The organism is Streptomyces bambusae (assembly GCF_020532645.1).
Lineage (GTDB): Bacteria > Actinomycetota > Actinomycetes > Streptomycetales > Streptomycetaceae > Streptomyces > Streptomyces bambusae.
Window position 1 is genome coordinate 77,844 of record NZ_JAJAUZ010000007.1, and the last position, 15,422, is coordinate 93,265.

The 15,422-nt window shown below is 72.2% G+C and carries 10 protein-coding genes; 8 read left to right on the plus strand and 2 right to left on the minus strand.

The genetic code is table 11. The features are described from left to right. Positions 1-285 carry an acyl carrier protein gene (locus LG634_RS07320; protein WP_226732818.1) on the minus strand — a complete coding sequence of 95 codons (285 nt, stop codon included), beginning with the start codon at positions 283-285 and terminating at the stop codon, positions 1-3. 340 nt (positions 286-625) lie between these two features. Between LG634_RS07320 and LG634_RS07325 the strand changes: the two genes are divergently transcribed. From LG634_RS07325 to LG634_RS07335, 3 genes are all read left to right on the plus strand, one after another. Beyond that, positions 626-1,879 (plus strand): N-acetylmuramoyl-L-alanine amidase, encoded by a 1,254-nt coding sequence (locus LG634_RS07325; RefSeq protein ID WP_226732819.1) that lies wholly within the window; start codon positions 626-628, stop codon positions 1,877-1,879. Between the two features lie 623 nt (positions 1,880-2,502). Then, a complete protein-coding gene (locus LG634_RS07330; protein ID WP_226732934.1) occupies positions 2,503-2,745 on the plus strand; it encodes a hypothetical protein in 243 nt (80 codons plus the stop codon). A 242-nt stretch (positions 2,746-2,987) separates the two neighbouring features. Further along, positions 2,988-6,104, plus strand: coding sequence for a DUF11 domain-containing protein (locus tag LG634_RS07335; protein ID WP_226732928.1), 3,117 nt, complete (start codon positions 2,988-2,990; stop codon positions 6,102-6,104). A gap of 80 nt (positions 6,105-6,184) precedes the next feature. Here LG634_RS07335 and LG634_RS07340 read toward each other — a convergent pair whose 3' ends face one another. Beyond that, positions 6,185-6,925 carry a hypothetical protein gene (locus tag LG634_RS07340; RefSeq protein ID WP_226732820.1) on the minus strand — a complete coding sequence of 247 codons (741 nt, stop codon included), beginning with the start codon at positions 6,923-6,925 and terminating at the stop codon, positions 6,185-6,187. A 360-nt stretch (positions 6,926-7,285) separates the two neighbouring features. Here LG634_RS07340 and LG634_RS07345 point away from each other — a divergent pair, with 360 nt between their 5' ends. The 5 genes from LG634_RS07345 to LG634_RS07365 all read left to right on the plus strand — a co-directional run bounded on the left by LG634_RS07345 (position 7,286) and on the right by LG634_RS07365 (position 15,373). Beyond that, positions 7,286-9,064 carry a stealth family protein gene (locus LG634_RS07345; protein ID WP_226732821.1) on the plus strand — a complete coding sequence of 593 codons (1,779 nt, stop codon included), beginning with the start codon at positions 7,286-7,288 and terminating at the stop codon, positions 9,062-9,064. Then, positions 9,057-10,061, plus strand: coding sequence for a hypothetical protein (locus LG634_RS07350; protein ID WP_226732822.1), 1,005 nt, complete (start codon positions 9,057-9,059; stop codon positions 10,059-10,061). The genes LG634_RS07345 and LG634_RS07350 overlap by 8 nt, the downstream gene beginning before the upstream one ends. Next, positions 10,058-12,868 (plus strand): stealth family protein, encoded by a 2,811-nt coding sequence (locus tag LG634_RS07355; RefSeq protein ID WP_226732823.1) that lies wholly within the window; start codon positions 10,058-10,060, stop codon positions 12,866-12,868. The genes LG634_RS07350 and LG634_RS07355 overlap by 4 nt, the downstream gene beginning before the upstream one ends. A gap of 94 nt (positions 12,869-12,962) precedes the next feature. Further along, positions 12,963-13,235: a hypothetical protein gene (locus tag LG634_RS07360; protein ID WP_226732824.1), complete on the plus strand. Its 273-nt coding sequence runs from the start codon at positions 12,963-12,965 to the stop codon at positions 13,233-13,235. 233 nt (positions 13,236-13,468) lie between these two features. Then, positions 13,469-15,373, plus strand: a complete 1,905-nt coding sequence (locus tag LG634_RS07365) for an amidohydrolase (protein ID WP_226732825.1) — start codon at positions 13,469-13,471, stop codon at positions 15,371-15,373. Positions 15,374-15,422: the final 49 nt, after the last annotated feature.

A 15,422-nucleotide genomic window follows, 5' to 3' on the forward strand; every position in this document is an offset into this window, starting at 1 on the left:
TCACACGTCGTCGTCCTCGTCTCCCGCCCCGCCTGCCGTCAGATCGACGACGAGCCGGGCCAGGTGGCCGACCGTCTGCAGATCCGCTGTCGCCGCACCGTCGATCGCGACGCCGAACCGGTCCTCCAGCCCTGCGACGAGACCGGCCAGACGGCCCGCGTCGAGACCGAGGTCGCCCTCCAGCCGGAGGCTGCTCACGTCGTGGCCGGCGATGTCGAGGACGGTCGTGTCCTGCACGATGCCGACGACTGCGGCCGTTGCGGACTCGAAGGTGGCCGTCGTCATGTCTGCTGCACTTCCTCGGCTCGGGTGGGGACGCAGAGCGTCGCCGCAGCGCCCGGAGGCCGGCGGCCCCGAAGCACACGCTGCGGCCCCTGCATCGTCGGCGCCGCACGGCACGGCGGGGCAGCCCCGATCGGGGGAGAAGGCGGTCGCCCCGCCCTCCCCCGGCCGGGGAGCAGCCGCACGGTTCCGCACGGGGGAACCGCGCTCCACCGCCCCGTCCGCCGATCGCGGGAGGTATCGGAAGTCCGACTGCGCGAGCCTGGCCCGGCAACGGCCACCCACACGACCGGGCGCCGGCATGCAGGACCGGCACCCCGGTACGTGCGACAGGAAGAAGCCCATGAAGTTCCGTACGCAGATCTCCGCCATCGCCCTGGGCATGGTGTCACTGACCGTCCCGCTGGCCGTGGCGGGCACCAGCGCCGCCGCCCCGGCCGCCGAATCCACGGCGGGTCCGTCCGCGGAAGCCGATTCCGGGAGCGGCGAGCGCACCGAGACGGAGGACGTCTCCCTCACCGACGGCACGGGCCGGCCGGCCGGGCCGCTGTCACAGCAGACCGCGGCAGCGGACGCCGGAGCGGCGGGTACGGTGTTCGAAACCGGTGAGGTCAAGGGCAGCCGGTTCACTTCCCTCGGCCTCAGCTGGAAGAAGGACTCCCCGGTCGACGGCGCACTGACCGCACAGGTGCGCATCCGGCGCGACGGCGTCTGGGAACCGTGGCGCACCCTCCCCCTGGCAGTCGACGAGGGTGTGAGCGAGGAGGCGAAGCGGGCCGGCGCCCCCGCGTTCTTCACCGACCGGGCGGAAGCCGTGGACCTCCGCCTCACGTCCCCGAACGGAAGCCTGCCGCAGGACCTGCGGATGTCCTTCATCGACCCGGGCGCGGGCGGCGTCACGCGCGCTGCCGGCGGCGGGCAGCAGCCCAAGCCGGACGGTGCCCCGGAGGTGAAGACGCGCGCGCAGTGGGGCGCCGACGAGACGATCGCCGATCCCGGCTACAAGCTCCAGCCGGGCATCAAGGCCGCGCTCGTCCACCACACCGTCACCGGGAACAACACGTACACCGAGGAGCAGGTGCCCGAGATCGTCAACGGCATCTACGTCCACCACATCCGCAACCTCGGCTACGGGGACTTCCCGTACCACTTCGTCGTCGACCGGTTCGGCGGGATCTGGGAGGGCCGCAAGGGCTCCCGCGAGATGCGGCCCGGCTCCGACGTGCCGGGCATCCTCGGCGGCCACGCCGCGGGCTTCAACACGGGCACCTTCGGAGTCGCGGTGCTCGGCAACTTCGAGCCGAACAACGCCGAAGGCGGTGAGGACACGGGCAACAACCCGAAGATGCCCAACGCCGCCCGCCAGAGCCTCACCGCCCTGCTCGCCTGGAAGCTCGGCCAGTACGGCCTGGACCCCGACGGCTCCGCCCGCCTGACCTCGGCCGGCGGTGTGGGCAACCCGCACCCGCCGGGCACCGGGCTCGACGTACCGGTCATCGCCTCGCACCAGGACGTCAACAGGACCGCCTGCCCGGGCGAGCGGCTCTACGACGACCTGTGGAAGGTGCGCAGGGACGCACCCAAGCAGACCGGGTGAGGAAGAACCGGTGCCGCCGGTCGGTCGACCGGCGGCACCGGTTCCCCCCTCTCGGGGAATCCGGCCGGCTGTGCGTGACGGCCGACGCGTGCGGTGCAAGGCATACGGGCGGGGACTGCCGTCCCCGACCCGTACTCCCGGAGGTCCATGGCATGCGAAGAGCAGGCGACCGTACGAAACCCGAGCCGGAAGGGCGACCGCCACGCCGCACGCACCGCGGGGCGGCGGCCGGGGCGCTGGCTGCCGCAGCGCTGGTCCTCGGCGCCGCACTCCCGGCGGGCGCGCTTCCGCACCCGGACGATCCGGCGCCGGCCACCACGGTGGACAAGGGCTGTGCGGGCGAACCGGACTGGGCGCTCCAGGAGTCGGGCGGCAAGCACTGCGGCAAGGCCGGTCCGGCCGGTCCTCCCGGCCCTCCCGGCCCGGCGGGACCGCCCGGAGCGTCCGGTCCCGCCGGGCCCCAGGGCGTACCGGGTCCGCCGGGGGCCCAGGGCGTTCCCGGTACCCCGGGAGCGGCCGGCCCTCCGGGCGTGTCCGGCCCGCCCGGCCCCCAGGGTCTGCCCGGCCCCCAGGGTCTGCCCGGTCCCCAGGGCCTGCCGGGCCCGCCCGGTCCGGCGCGCCCCGTGACCACCCAGGTCGTCGTGTCGGAACTGGCGTCGACGAACACCGAGGGGTCCACCACCCGCACAGCCCTCTGCCCGGCCGGGCGGCGCATCACGGGCGGCGGTTACGTGTTCACGGGCACGGTCGTGGGGCCGGTCTACGCCAACCACGCCGACCCCGTGGCCAACGGCTGGACCGTCACCGTCGGTTCCGTCCAGGGCCAGCAGGCCACGTTCCAGGCACACGCCGTCTGCGCCGACTGACGGGCCCCCGCGTGACCTGACGCGGTGCCCTGCCGTTCGCCGCGGGGCACCGCGCAGTGCTGCCCGAACGACTGCGCGGCGGGCTCGATGCCGCCCGCCTCCGAGCGGGTTGGCTCGTGGAAACGAAACGGAGTTCGTCCGTGTTTCGGTTTCCAGTGCCTGAAGGAATGCAAATGGGGCAGAAGAAGCATCGCGCATCGCGAAAAGCAGTACTGATCGGTACAGGGGTGGCCGTGGCCGCGATGTCCCTCGTCACCCTGGAGCGCGCCAGCGCCGGCACCGACGATCCGAACGAGCTCCTGCCGCAGACCACGGGCCTGGCGAACGGGGGTTTCGAGGCGGACACGTGGGGCGGTCTCGAATGGTCGACCACCACTCCCCAGGGGTGGAAGGTGAGCTCCGTGCCGGGCGGCCCCGCATCCCCGAAAATGTACCTTTACAAGGCGGGCCACTCGTTTGGGGTGATGCCCACGGAGGGCGGCACGTCCGTCAGAATCGGGGGCAGGGGCGTCGTCATCGATCAGGTGGTGGAGACCGTCCCCAACGTCGAGACGCGCTGGAGCGTGACGAACTTCTCGCCCGTGAGGGAGGAGCCCTTCATCTCCCCCAAGGTGATCATCTCGGACGCCGATGATCCCGCCAAGGGCCGCCAGGAGTTCACCTTCCACAGCTACAGCCCGTGGACCACCTCGACGGGCGTGTACAAGGTCCCGAACGACCAGAAGAAGACGCGCATACAGATCGTCAGCGACTCGGCATCGGGTCGCGACCTGGGGCTCGACGACATCCGCTTCGAGTACTCACCGCAGTTCGCGGGCCAGGTCGACGTCGGTGAGCCGCTGCACATCGGGGTGGGCAAGACGGTGCGGACCCAGTTCCGGCATACAGGCGGAGCGGCCATGGACGGCGCATCGTTCCACGTCCCCGTCCCGGCGGGCGTGGTGATCGACGAAGACACCGTGACACTGAAGAAGATCGTCGACGGAAAGGACACGCCGGTCGACATCGGCGACGGCCGGGTGCAGTTCTCGCAGAACAGGCTGCTCGTACCGCTCGGCACCGGGGCCGCGACAGGCAAGGGCGGCCGGGTCGACCCGGGGGACGACTACGTCCTGGAGTACCAGCTGAAACTCGACGAACCACACCGTGTGCCGGCGACACTGGAGTTCGATCACAACCCCGTGATCAAGTACAACTGGGTCGGTGCCCGGGAGGTCGCGCTGCCGCAGTCCAAAGTGAAGGTCGCCGCCGCGGATCTGGCACTGGTGAAGGGGACGTTCTCCAGCGAGGTCTACGTGGACGACCAGGAGGCGAAGTTCTCCGTCGAGGTCGAGAACAAGGGCGAGCACAGCGCCCCGGGCACCACCCTGAAGCTGCTGAAGCCGGTGAACCTCGCGGACTTCAGCACCGCGGACGCCACGTGCAAGGACAGCACCGTCAAGGGATGGATCGAGTGCGACCTGGGTGAGATGGCCGGCAAGACCTCCCGGACGCTCACCTTCAGCGGCAAGGTGAAGGCCGACTCCGGCACCTCCCTGTTCACCGACGTCGAGATCACCTCTCCGCATGCCGTGGACGGCGATGTCAACGACAACTCCTCCCGGTACACGAGCCGCATCACCGATGACGTCGACGTGAGCGTGAACGCGACCGTCCTCACCCCCGATCTGGAGCCGGTGGAGCAGATCAAGCCCGGCGACAAGGTGGTCCTCTCGGTGAAGGCCGGCAACGCCGGCCCGGCCAACCCCGGTCAGGTGAAGGTGGACGTGCGGGTCCCGCAGGGTGCCGTGCTCGACGAGCGGAACGCGGATGCGGACTTCAAGGACGGTGTGTGGACGATCCCGTCGCTGCCGGCCGGCGCCGAGGACGCGACTCTCCTGCTGGCAGCGACCGTGCCTGCAGACAACGAGACCATCGAGGTCCGTGCCTCCACCAAGAGCGAAAGGCTCCAGGACGTCGACCTGTCGAACAACGACAGCAGCAAGGAGGTCGCCGTCCAACGCCACGCCGCACTGAAGCTGGGCGTGTCCGCCGACCGTCCCGAGGGCACCTACCTGCCCGGCGAGCGGGTCGTGTACACGATCCGGGTCGACAACGCCGGTCCGTCCACGGCCGAGGACGTGAAGGTCCGCCACGTCATGCCCGAGGGCATGGAGATGGGCAAGTGGACGGGCCCGGCGGGTACGTCGTACCACGAAGGCGAGTGGAGCATCCCGCGGGTCGCCGTCGATGCCGAGAAGCCCGTCACCCTGACCGTGGAGGGCATGGTCCCCGCCGACCGGGAGAAGACCGTGCACCAGGTCTGCATCACCGGCTCCGGCCTGCCCGACGAGCAGGGCGAGTTCAAGGAGTGCGGCGACGAGGAAGCGGCGGACGCCCACGCGGCCTCCCACGAGCTGGCCGTCACCCAGCAGGCCGAGGTCACGGTGGCGCTGACTGCGGACAAGCCGAAGGCGCTGCCCGGCGAGAAGATCACCTGGACCGTCGAGGCAGTGAACGACGGCCCGTCGACCGCGAAGGGCGTCGAGATCGAGGCACTGCTGCCCGAGGGCGTCACCGACGTCTCCGTGGAGAAGGAAGGCGGTGACTTCGACGAGGAGAAGGGCCACTGGAAGCCCGACGGCATCGCCCCGCACGGCAAGGCCGTGCTCAAGCTGACCGGTACGGTCCCGGCCGACCGGGCGATGGTCGCCACGGCGCAGATCAAGGGATCGGCAACACAGCTGAAGGACCAGGAGGCAGCGCTCAAGGCACAGGCCAAGCACACGCTGTCGGTACGTCAGCAGGCCGATCTGGACGTGCAGCTGACTCCGGGCGCGGATTCGGTCGCCCCGGGCGAGAAGGGCACGGTCACGGTCAAGGTGTCCAACGCCGGGCCGTCCACCGCCACCGGGACCACCGTCGAACTCGGCCTGCCGGCCGCCCTGAAGGACTTCGCGAACGATGCGGGCGGGGACTTCGACCCGGCCACCGGCACCTGGAAGGCAGGAGACCTGAAGAGCGGTGAGGAGAAGTCGCTGACGCTGGACTTCACCGCCGACAAGGCGAAGGAGTACCGCTTCGACGCCCTGGCGCTGACCTCGGAGGCGGCCGATCCCAACGAGTGCGTCGACATCTGCGGCAGCGCGACGGTCACCGCGGACACCGCCGGGGGCGCGGCCGATGAAGCGGCGGCCGCAGCGGCCGACGAAGCGGCAGGCGCAGCGGCCGCCGAGAAGGGCGCAGAGGAGGAGAAGTCCCTCGTCGACCAGGCCCTCGCCGCCACCGGCAGCCACGCCCTGTGGTGGGGTCTGGGCGCCCTCGGCGCGGCCGGCATCGGCGCGGCGCTGCTCGTCGTGGCCCGCCGCCGCAGCAGCTGACACCGGCGCACGCCCCGCGGTTCCGTCCCGGACCGGCACGTCCGGCCGGGGCGGAACCGCGGCGCCGTGCGGCGGGCAGCTCAGCGCGCCAGATCCGGGCCGTCCCCCATCACCACGACCGGGTGGGCGGCCGGGTCCAGGAGGCGCAGCAGTTCCTCCATGTGGGGCAAAGACACGGAAATGCAGCCCTGGGTGGGGGCGTCCGAGTCCACGTGCAGCCAGATCCCCCCGCCCCGTGCCGCCCCCAGGGGCCTGCTGCGGTCCAGGGGAGAGGTGCCCGGCGTCCTGTTGTAGTCGACGGCGACCACCAGGCCGAACGCGTTGCGCAGGGACCTGCCGTCGAAGACGCGGTCCGTCCGGAACAGGGCGCTGCCGTGGTACGGGAGCAGCGACCCCGGATCGGGGAGCCAGCCACCGGCGTCCGTCAGCCCGAAGACGCCGGACGGCGAGCGCAGGTCACCCAGCCGGTGGTGCCGGGTCCATCCCAGCTTCCCGTTGTGCGCGGGCCACGGCCCGGCGGTACGGACCCATCCGGCGGGTCCGCGTTCGTACAGCGCCTCGGTGGACCGGTCCGAGTCCGCCGACGCACCGGACACCAGGAGGACCTGACGCGCCTGCCGCGGAATCAGTGCCCGCATGCCGGGTCCCAGCCCCGGCAGGCTGTGCACGACCGGCCCCGTGAGGGCGGTGGCGGCCGTTGCGGACGGGGCGGCGGCCGCAACGGCCGGCGCGGGCGTCGCTGCCCGTGCGGACGGCGCAGCGCCCAGCAGCACGGCGGCGACTCCCGCCAGGACCGTGGCCCGTGCCCGAGACCTGTGCACGGTCGCTCCTTCCCGCCGCGGCCGGTCGGCTGCGGTCGTCGGTCAGGGTACGCACGGCGGCAGGAGCCCCTCCTCGTCCGATCGGCGGAGCGGGCCGGGGGAACGCGCGGGCAGGGGCGACGCAGCGCCGGGCGGGGAACGCCGTCCCGCCGGCCGGGCCGGCGGGGGAGGCGCCGTCCCCCGCGTCCGGGGCCCGATCGGCGGATTCGGCGGAATCCGGCCCGGCAGACAGTGGGGAGATCCATTGCGTCAGCCGGCCCCGCGAGAGGTTTAGTGGTGAATCGGGACATACGCGCCGACCGGACTTCCGATCCGGCCGCACACGAATCTGCAGGAACACCGCCGCGGCACAACCCCGAGGTGTCGTGGTGGGTGCGGGCGTACCGGCGCGGTCTGCCGGTGCAGGCGCGCCGGGCCCTCGCGGGCTGCGTCGCTCCGCAGACCCGCCGGCAGGTCAAGGCACGGCTGGCCGCCGCACCGTCCGCCGGGCAGGCCGTCGCGGGGCTCAGGACGACGTGGGAGGCACGCCGCTTCCCCGAGGTGTCCACCGGCCGCGGGCGCGTGCTGTGCCCGGTGGAAGGCGTACCGAGAGCGGTGGCCGTCGTACCGGACCTGTCTCCCTTCCAGGCGCGGGCGCGCAACCTCTCCGCCGTCTGCTCGGCCCTGGACCGGGCAGGGGTCGACTACTTCGCCGTGCGCGGTCTGAGTGACACCGCAGCGACGGTGGGAGTGGCCGCCGACGACCGCCCCGCGGTGTTCGAGGCGCTGGCCGAGCTCTGCAAGGACCACCCCGCCTACGTCTCGTCGGCGGGCGTCCCGAGGCGGAAGAACCGGGGAGGCCGCGGCTGGCTGCCCGCCACGTGGCGCGGGCTGGCACAGGCCGACGTGATCCGTCTGACGCAGTACTACGGAAGCCCGGACATGCAGCTCGTGCTGGGCCGCACGTACGGCTGCGACATCGAGTTCTGGACCCGCACGGACGGGCAGCTGATCGCCCCCCGCCCCAACCGCACCACGGCACAGGTCCCGCTGGCCCCCGCCCCCGTCGAGGTGTCCGACGCCCTGTTCACCGGCCTGTCGTCGCCCTTTGCCGGCCCCGCCGGCTCCCCGCGGCTCCAGGTGCGCAGCCGCGCCGAATTCGCCGCCCCGCCCCCTGAAGGCATCCGCTTCCCGATCGACGCCGTGTACACCTGGGTGGACGGCGGGGATCCGGACTGGATGCGCCGCCGGGCCGAGGCCGGCGGCACCGGATACCACGCAGAAGCCGCCAACGCCGCGCGCTACATCAGCCGGGACGAGCTGCGCTACTCCCTGCGGTCCCTGCACCAGCACGCCCCGTGGATCCGCACCGTCCATCTCGTCACCGACGACCAGACACCCGACTGGCTCGACACGTCCGGCCCCGGCCTCCGGGTCGTCAGCCACCGGGACATCTTCAGCGACCCGGCGCTCCTGCCCACGTTCAACTCGCACGCCATCGAGAGCCAGCTCCACCACATCGACGGCCTGTCCGAGCACTTCCTCTACTTCAACGACGACGTCTTCCTCGGACTCCCCACCGTCCCCCAGGACTTCTTCCACGCCAATGGAATCAGCAAGTTCTTCACCTCGTCCGCACTCGTCCCGCTGGGCACGCCCTGCGAGGACGACCCGCCCGTCGCGGCGGCCGGCAAGAACAACCGGTCCCTGCTGCAGTCCCGGTTCGGCACGACGCTCACCCAGAAGATGAAGCACACTCCGCACGCGCTGCGCCGCAGCATCCTGACGGAGATCGAGGAGACGTTCCCCCGGCCGCACACCGCGACCGCCGGCAACCGGTTCCGCAGCATCGACGACCTGTCCATCACGTCGAGCCTGTACCACTACTACGCCTTTCAGAGCGCACGCGCCGTCCCCGGCGACCTCCGGTACGACTACCTCGACCTCTCCCAGCCCAACACCCCCACCCGCCTGGACCGGCTCCTCGCGCACCGGGACCGCCACGTCTTCTGCATCAACGACACCGTCTCCACGGGACACGACGCCGACGAACAGCAGGCGCTGTTGGGCCCGTTCCTGGAGACCTACTTCCCGGTGGCCGGCCCGTTCGAGCGAGGGAACGGAACGAGGGGCGCGAGGCCCGGAGGCACTCGTGAGTAGCCCCCTGCGCCACGCGGTGAGTGCAGCCAGGCACGTCCGCCGGACCGCAGTACGGGTCCGCCGGCGCACGCAGGAGTCGCAGACCGTGCCCGTCGTCGCCGGCGGCATCCGGCGCCGCCCGGGGCTGCGTCCCCTCCACTGGTCGGTCGTCGGCGGCCGTACGCTCAACTTCGCGGTGGCCGTCCCCGCCGGCAGCGTGAGCACCGCCCGCCTCGTCCTCGCCTGCGGCGCCGACCGCGTGCAGGTGCCCCTCGAACCGGAACCGCAGCCGGACGGCACCGTACTGCTCACTGCGACCGTCCCCCTGCGCCACGCGGACCACGCCGAGTCCGGCGCCCGCGGTTCCGTGCTGGGCGACGGGCTGTGGCGCGCGGCGCTCGTCCTCACGGACCCCGCCGGCCGGTCCTGCCGTACCGCGGTCAAGGCGGCCGCCGCCCGGCTCCCGTCTCCGGGCGACCCCACGCTGGACCACTGCCCGTCACCGGCCGACGGGGCGACGTTCCGGGTGGTCCGGTCCCTCGACGACTTCGCGCTGCTCAAGGTCCGCGGACCCCGGCCGCACGCCGAACTGGTCTCCCTCGACACCCTCTGGGACCGTGTGACCGTCCACGGCCGCCTCGTCGGGTCCGTCCCCGCCGCCGATGCCGCCGCTCAGGCCGTGCCGCGCCGCGGCCCCCGCCGCCCCGTCACCGTCCGCCCCGACTGGCAGGGCGACCGCTTCACGTTCGACCTGCCCCTCGCCGCCATGCGCGCCGCACCCGGGCGTGCCCAGGCGTGGGACCTCTACCTGCGGACCGGCCGCACCCGGTTGAAGATCGCCCGGAAGCTGACCGACGTCCGTCGGCTGCGCCAGGTCCACCGCTCGGCCTTCCGCCTCGTCGCCCTCGCCGACGGCGCCCTGGTGCGGGTGCACGCCCGCATCACAGCGGGCGGCGCCGCCGTCGTCGACTGCGCAGACCACCCTTCAGCAGCCTGCAGCCCGGAGGCACCTCAGTGAAGATCACCTATCTGCTCACCTGGGCGGACGAGATGGGCGGAACCGAGATGGCCGCCTACACCCAGGCGAACCACCTCGGCGCCCGCCACGACGTGGAAGTCCTCAGCGTGTTCAAGACGCGGCCGGAGCCGTTCTTCACGGAGGGCCGCAAGGTGAAGCGGCGCTACCTGATCGACCAGACCGGACCCGTCGCCCGGCCCACCCGCAGCTCCCCCCTCGACGACGTGGCCTGCCGCACTCTCGGCTCGCTGCCGAGCGAGATCGTCAATCCGTCATGGGAGAGCGCCTTCAACCGGCTCTCCGACATCGAAATGACCGCGGCACTCGGCTCCCTCGACTCCGACGTGCTCGTCACGACCACTCCCGCCCTCATGGCCGCCGCCGTGGAACTCGCGCCCGCGCGCGTCGTCACCGTCCACCAGGAGCACCGCGCCTCCCAGCTGCGCGGCACATCAGGGGATCCCCTCCTCGTCAACGCCCCCCGCATCGACGCCCTCGTCTCCCTTACCGGACGCACCCGGGACTGGTTCGCGGAATCCCTCCGGGACTCGGCACCCGAACTCGCCGTCATCCCCAACGCCCTGCCCGACGGCTACCGGCCCCGCTCCGACCTCGAAGGCAAGAGGATCGTGCTGGCCGCACGGCTGACGCCGGAGAAGCAGGTGGACCACGCGATCCACGCCTTCCACCTCGTCTGCGCCGACTTCCCCGACTGGACCCTGCGCATATTCGGAGACGGTCCGCAGCAGGTGCGGCTCCGCCAACTCGTGGAAGGTCTCGAACTCCAGTCCCGGGTCGAGCTGATGGGCAGCACGGACCGCATGGACGAAGAGTGGGCCAAGGCCGCCCTGTGCCTGCTGCCCTCGCGCAACGAAGCCTTCGGCCTCGTCCTGGTGGAAGCCTTCGCCGCGGGTGTCCCCGCCATCGCCTACGACGTCGTCACCGGCCCCGCCGAGATCATCCGGCACGGCGTTGACGGACTCCTCGTCCCGGCGGGGGACGTCGAATCGTTGGCCCAAGCCACGGCCCGCCTGATGGGCGACGACGACCGCCGCCGGGCCTTCGGCAGGGCCGCCCGCGCTGGTGTCGCGGAGCGCTTCTCGGGCGAGAAGATCACCGCGCAGTGGGAGGGACTCTTCGAGCGCCTCCTCGCCGGCCGCGACACCGCCGCACGCCTGGCAGCGCGCGCCGACCGCACCGCCCTGCGGATCGCCAACGGTGGGACGGGCAATTTCAGCCTTGCCGCGCCGGTCGGCCTGCTCCCGGACTCGGCGGCCGACCAGAAGGCCCGCGAGCTGGTGATCCAGGCCCGCAGCCGCACCCTCATCCGCTCGGCGGGGCGGCTCGCGGAGGAACGGGACGACATCGACGCCCCCACCATGGCCCGGCTCAACCTGGAGGTCACGGCCCACGCTCTGACGACGGCCGGCATTCCCTTCGTCCTCGTCCGGGCCGACGGTACTTCCCACTCCCTGGCAGTACCGGTCGAGCACCGTTCGCGTGCACTCGGTTCCCTCGCCGCCCTGCTGCACGGCAAGCCCGTCTACGGGGAACTCGTCACCCCCCGCGGCGCGGCCCCCGGCGCCGTCCTGGCCGAGCGGCTCGACACCGTCGGCGACATCGCCGGCGTGCGGATCTTCCGGCCCGTCACGAGTTCGAGCCGGACCCTGAGGTACGGGCCCGCCTACGGCTGCACGATGGAGTTCTGGGAGGAAGACGAGGACGGCTGGCGCAGCAGCCCCGGCTCGACCACGCTCGTCGGCCGCCGCCTTCCGTCACTGGAGGCCACCGACACGCTCCGGATCGGCGACCGCGCGTACCCGACGACCGCTGCGTTCACCCAGAGGCTCGTCGACGACGTCGACTTCCCCATCGACGTGGTCTACACATGGGTCGACGACACCGACCCGGCCTGGCGGCAGCGGCGCGACGGCGTCCGGCGGCGGCTGGGCATGCCCGTCGACGGAGCCGACAGCGGCGACGTGCGGTTCCGCAACCGCGACGAACTGCGCTACTCGCTGAGGTCACTCCAGATGTTCGCGCCCTGGGTGCGCACGGTCCACATCGTCACCGACGACCAGGTACCCGACTGGCTGGACATCCGTCAGCCGGGCCTCGAAGTGGTCTCCCACCGGGACCTCTTCCCGGAGCCGTCCTGGCTGCCGACGTTCAACTCCCACGCCATCGAGAGCCAGCTGTACCGCATCGAAGGGCTTGCGGAGCACTTCCTCTACTTCAACGACGACGTGTTCCTCGGCCGTCCGCTGACACCGGGCGCGTTCTTCCTGAGCAACGGCACGGCGAAGATGTTCCGTTCACCGACGGCTGTCCCGCCGGGCCCGCCCACCCCCGAAGACGAGGGCTACTTCACGGCGGCCAAGAACAACCGCGCCCTGCTGGAAGAGGCCTTCGGCCGCGTCGCCACCCACGGCTTCCTGCATGCGCCCCACCCGTTGCGCCGCAGGGTGCTGGCCGAGATCGCCGACAGGTTTTCCGACCGGGTCGCCACGACGGCGAGAGCCCCGTTCCGGTCCGCGACGGACCTCTCCATCCCCTCCTCCCTGCACCACCACTACGGCTATCTCACAGGAACCTCCGTCCCCGCCACGCTCTCGTGCGGTTACGTGGACGCCGGCAACCGCGAGCACCACGCCGTCCTCGGCCGGCTGCTCGCCCAGCGGAACCGGGACGTCTTCTGCATCGGGGAATCCGCCGATGCCGAGGTGCCTGCGGACGAACAGGACCGCGTGGTACGCGCCTTCCTGAGCGCCTACTTCCCGGTGCCCTCCCGCTTCGAGCGGATCTGAGGCCCGGGACCCGGATTCCGGGGAGGCGGCGGCACAGGTCGGGCAGCGGCGGTACGGTGACCCCACGCGTCGGCACTGCCCACGGGAGCCCGTGATGACCGCCTCGCACGGCCCCCGCCGCGCCCGCATCGCCATGTCCGACTCCGCCGCCAAGCAGGTGGAGCAGATCACCAGCGAGGCCGCGCTCCACGCCCTGGACCGCACCTTGGTCGTCATCTCGGTCGACCCCGGGATCGGAGAGCCGATCCCGGGGTCGACGGACGGTCCCGTGCTCCGGCAATACGCGGACGGCCTCGAAGCCGTCCGTGTCCTGTACTTCGTCACGGCCCTGCGCACCGTGGTGGTCGTGGCCTACATCGAAGTCTGATCCACCCCGGTACGCGCATCAGGCGGCCGCCGACGGCCCCCAGCCGGCCACCGGCCGGCCACCGGGACTACGCCCACGGGCGCCCGGACGGCACCGAATCGACCCTCCGGCCAGTGGATGTGAGCACGCGCGACGTGCTGCTTTCGTGTAACCGCTGCTTCCGGGGCGCCCCGTCGGGCCGCCCGGGCAGCGCCGTGAACGGCAAGCACACCCACGTCTCAGGAGGACTGCGGATGGTGTCCACGATGCCGGTCGGAGGCCTGACGCCCCACCCGACCGCCGACGCCGCGGACCTCGTCGTCCGCAACGGAAAGATCCACACGGGAGACCCGTCCCGCCCCGCCGCCCGGGCAGTAGCCGTACGGGACGGCCGCGTCCTCACCGTCGGCGACGACCGGGACATCGCCCGCCACGTCGGCCCCGCGACGCGCGTGGTCGACGCGCTCGGCCGCCGGGTCGTCCCCGGGCTCAACGACTCCCACCTCCACGTCATCCGCGGCGGTCTCAACTACGTGCTGGAACTGCGGTGGGACGGCGTGCCGACCCTCCGCGAAGGCCTGGCCATGCTGCGCGAGCAGGCCGCCCGCACACCGAAGGGCCAGTGGGTGCGGGTGGTCGGCGGCTGGTCGGCCGAGCAGTTCGCCGAGCGCCGACTGCCGACCGCCGCCGAACTCAACGCCGCCGCCCCCGACACCCCGGTCTTCGTCCTGCACCTGTACCAGTCGGCGATCCTCAACCGGGCCGCGCTCAAGGCCGCCGGCTACACCCGCGACACCCCGGACCCCCGCGGCGGTCAGATCGTACGAGGACGGGACGGCGAGCCCACCGGCATGCTGCTTGCGGCGCCCAGCGCCCTCATCCTGTATTCCACCCTCGCCAAGGCCCCGCTCCTGGGCGACGAGGACAAGAAGACGTCCACCCGCCACTTCCTGCGGGAACTCAACCGCTTCGGCCTCACCTCGGCCATCGACGCGGCCGGCGGGTTCCAGAACTTCCCCGAGAACTACGCCACGGTCGTCGACCTCGCGAAGGCGGGGGAGCTGACGCTGCGGATCGCCTACCACCTGTTCCCGCAGACCGCGGGGCAGGAACTCGCCGACCTCACCCGGTGGATCGCCACCGCGCGCCCCGAGGACGGCGACGAGTGGCTGCGGCTCAACGGCGCCGGCGAGAACCTGACCTGGGCGGCCGCCGACTTCGAGAACTTCACCCAGCCACGCCCCGAACTCGCCCCGGACTACGAGGCGGAGTTCGAGGAGGCCGTACGCCTCCTCATGGCGAACGGCTGGGGCTTCCGGCTCCACGCCACCTACGACCAGACGATCCGCCGGGACCTCGCCGTCTTCGAACGCCTCGCCGCGGAAGGCCTGTTCCCTGCCGGCAACCGCTGGCTCTTCGACCACGCGGAGACCGTCACCGCGGACAGCCTCGACCGCATCGCCGCGCTCGGCGGCGCCCTGTCCGTGCAGAACCGGCTGTCGTTCCAGGGCGAGGCCTTCGTCCGCCGCTACGGCGTCGGCGCCGCCGCCGACGCGCCCCCGCTGCGGGCCATGCGCGAGCGCGGCCTGACCGTCGCCGCCGGGACCGACGCCACCCGCGTCTCCACCTACAACCCGTGGGTCGCCCTCCACTGGCTGGTCTCCGGCCGCACGGTGGGAGACCTCCTCCTGCGGCCCCCGTCCAACCGGGTCGACCGTGCCACCGCCCTCGCCATGTTCACCGCGGCGGGCGCCGAGCTCACCGGCGAACAGGACGTCAAGGGCATCCTGCGCGCCGGATACCTGGGCGACCTCGCCGTCCTCTCCGAGGACTACTTCACCGTGCCGGAGCCCGAGATCGCGCACATCGAGTCCCTCCTCACCGTCGTGGGCGGCCGCATCGTCTACGCCGCAGGCGAGTACGAGGGCCTCGACGAGGCGCTGCCCCCGGTGAGTCCCGCCTGGAGCCCGGTCGCCCACTTCGGCTGCTACCGGTCCGCCGGTCCCGCCGCCCGCCCCGACGGCGTCCGCCAGGCCGAGCTGATCGGCGAGGCCGCCGACGAGTCCGCCGAACACCTCCGGTGGCGGGTCCGCAGGGACCTCACCCCCGGGCACCCGGACGCCCACCGAGGCGGGTTCACCGACCCCTGCCTCTTCTGAACCCCACCAGTCCACCTGCTCAGCCACGCTGCTCAGCCCTCCGAAAGGC

Excerpts from the sequence above, each read along its gene's own strand:
- LG634_RS07360 (WP_226732824.1), top strand. The coding sequence starts at position 12,963 with ATGACCGCCTCGCACGGCCCCCGCCGCGCCCGCATCGCCATGTCCGAC.
- LG634_RS07335 (WP_226732928.1), top strand. The coding sequence starts at position 2,988 with ATGTCCCTCGTCACCCTGGAGCGCGCCAGCGCCGGCACCGACGATCCG.
- LG634_RS07365 (WP_226732825.1), top strand. The coding sequence starts at position 13,469 with ATGGTGTCCACGATGCCGGTCGGAGGCCTGACGCCCCACCCGACCGCC.
- LG634_RS07320 (WP_226732818.1), bottom strand. The coding sequence starts at position 285 with ATGACGACGGCCACCTTCGAGTCCGCAACGGCCGCAGTCGTCGGCATC.
- LG634_RS07325 (WP_226732819.1), top strand. The coding sequence starts at position 626 with ATGAAGTTCCGTACGCAGATCTCCGCCATCGCCCTGGGCATGGTGTCA.